This is a genomic window from Streptomyces sp. NPDC006655, assembly GCF_040703965.1.
In the GTDB taxonomy this organism is placed as follows: Bacteria; Actinomycetota; Actinomycetes; order Streptomycetales; family Streptomycetaceae; genus Streptomyces.
The window spans coordinates 1-1,609 of the sequence record NZ_JBEYJU010000245.1 but is presented as its reverse complement, the minus strand read 5'-3'; the positions used below and the strand labels follow the sequence as shown (position 1 = coordinate 1,609).

The following is a 1,609-nucleotide window of genomic DNA, read 5'->3' as shown; positions in this document are numbered from 1 at the left end:
CGAATGGCTGCACACCTACAATCACCACCGCGGACACACCGCACTGAAAGGCCAACCACCCGCCAGCCGCGTCCCCAACCTCACGGGTCAATACAGCTAGGGCGTCGGTAGCGTCCTCGCGGCTCACTTGGACGCCTGTGAAGTGAGCTCCCTGGTTACCTAGCGCACGCAGCGCTTCAGCCCATTCCAGGAGCCGACCCTCGATCTTTCCTTGCTGATGTAGTTCGCGCAGTGAGGCAACCAAGGGTTGCCGCTTCGTGACACCTTGATCCGCACACACTCCCTCCAGCGTCCGGCGCACCATGACGGCCACAGCTGTGTACGCTTTCGCCTTCAAACAGGCGCGTGCCTCGCTGTGCTCGCGCCGAAGAGTGTCCGGAATATTGCTACTCAGCTCTCGTCCCTCTGGGCTCGGCCACACCCTCTCCGAACGATCGAACGGGTCATCCTGCGCCAGCAAGAGGGGGCCGTAACACTCTTGACAACGGGCAAGGGCGTAGCGCCACGCCCAAGGCGAGTCCGGATCGTACTTCAGTTCGAGGGCTCCGGTCTCCCTCGCCAAGACGGCTCGCTCACAGTTGGGACACTCGGCCAGGATGGGATTCGGATCTATTTCTGCCGCCATACCTGGGAGCATAAGGACGGCATGAGGCTGACGGAGCCCTATTGGTGAGTTGTTCCTCAACATGGCTTCGGCGATGGACACCTGGGATGTCACCTGGCGTGCCTCACCTGACCAGGAGGAAAGCCTCCATCATCTGGCGTCGTCTGTCATCGTTGGCCGCCCTCGGACGGCCCAGAGACGGCCCAGGGCTGCCGGGTGGAAAGCGGAGGTTGGCAAAGCGGCCTTCAGATACTGAGTGCCTGGGGGAGGGTTTCGTGGCAGTCGATGAAGGTGTCGATGCCGACGAGGTGCAGGACGCGTTGCACGGATTGGCCGGGTCACGCCCTCAAGTACGCTCCGGGGCCGCTGCTGCTGGATTTGCGGATCGCCGGTGACACGGTCGAGGTTGTCGTGTGGGACTCCGACCCGGTCCTGCCTATCGCGCCCGGGCCGCGGATGCTGGCCGGGTAGGCCAGCACGGCCTGGAGATCGTCATGGCCGTTGCCCAGGGCTTCGAAGCACAGCGGGAACCGGTCGGCAAACGCATCACCGCCCGCATCGCCCTGCTGGACGACCCGAGCGGTGCGGTCGCCGGACGACACCCCTTGTAATACAGACGTGATGGCCTCAGCGCGATACGCGGCGAGGCCATCACTTTCTGATCCGTAGCTCTGGAGAGACGGGTCGTAGACGGTCGTACAAGTCGCTTGGCGGACCATGACGGGCCAGTGCTCGGTGCTGCTGGTTGCTTGGGTCGCTGTATCGCGCTGCTGTACCGCCGGCTGAGGTGCGAGCGGCCGTCCGGTACGTGATGCCCGAACACGGGCACGTGGGCGCAGAGCTCTCATTGAGACGCCATTTCAGATACGAGGCGTACCGGGCGGCGCTAGGCGATGCCTGCGCCGATAGCGCGGGCCAACGGGGCGTTTGGACACTCGCTGCCCCTCTAGCGCTAGAAGGTCGATGAAGATCTTGGTGAGGGGTTGTCCGGCCGTCAGGCCGGAC

General features: G+C 64.1%; 3 pseudogenes. 2 read left to right on the top strand and 1 reads right to left on the bottom strand.

Annotated elements, in window-relative coordinates:
- A pseudogene (locus AB0958_RS45075) lies at window positions 1-100 on the top strand (IS481 family transposase); the annotation flags it as partial.
- A gap of 48 nt (window positions 101-148) precedes the next feature.
- Here AB0958_RS45075 and AB0958_RS45070 read toward each other — a convergent pair.
- A pseudogene (locus AB0958_RS45070) lies at window positions 149-304 on the bottom strand (DUF4145 domain-containing protein); the annotation flags it as partial.
- Window positions 305-943: 639 nt separating this feature from the next.
- Here AB0958_RS45070 and AB0958_RS45065 point away from each other — a divergent pair.
- Window positions 944-1,215: pseudogene (locus AB0958_RS45065) on the top strand (ATP-binding protein); the annotation flags it as partial.
- Window positions 1,216-1,609: the final 394 nt, after the last annotated feature.